The following is a 484-nucleotide window of genomic DNA, read 5'->3' as shown; positions in this document are numbered from 1 at the left end:
AAAAATGCTTATCATAATTATGCGTGTACAAAGCTTATTAGTTTTAAGAAAAAGGTTATGATACCAATAAAAATCGCGTTTTTACGATATGCATCACAATGACGGGCAATTGGAAATTGTTTGTGTGTTATGAAAAGATACGAAGTTAGCAGAAAATAAAGAAAATTGATTGATTTCTGATTTTTGAAATTATCTTGATATTTTTCTTTTGCTTAAAAGCCCACATATTCAGTCCAAGTCAAAATTCTATTTTCTGTAAAGATATCAATCATACAGTTAAGGTGGGTAACAGCGATGATACGCAACAACTATTTAAATTGGCGAAATAATGTTAGGAAAGAAAGTAAAAAAAATTTGGCATAAAAACGGGAAAAGCAATCAAAATTCAAGATAATGATGAAAATTTTTGATTCTCTACGAATCATCATCCTCGTTTATGGTGAGAAAGCACTAATTTTCCTCTCCAAAATTGTTATTAATAAGC

The organism is Bartonella sp. AP58NXGY (assembly GCF_042195785.1).
Taxonomy (GTDB): domain Bacteria; phylum Pseudomonadota; class Alphaproteobacteria; order Rhizobiales; family Rhizobiaceae; genus Bartonella.
The sequence above is the reverse complement of the archived record's forward strand: the minus strand, read 5'-3'. Positions refer to the sequence as shown.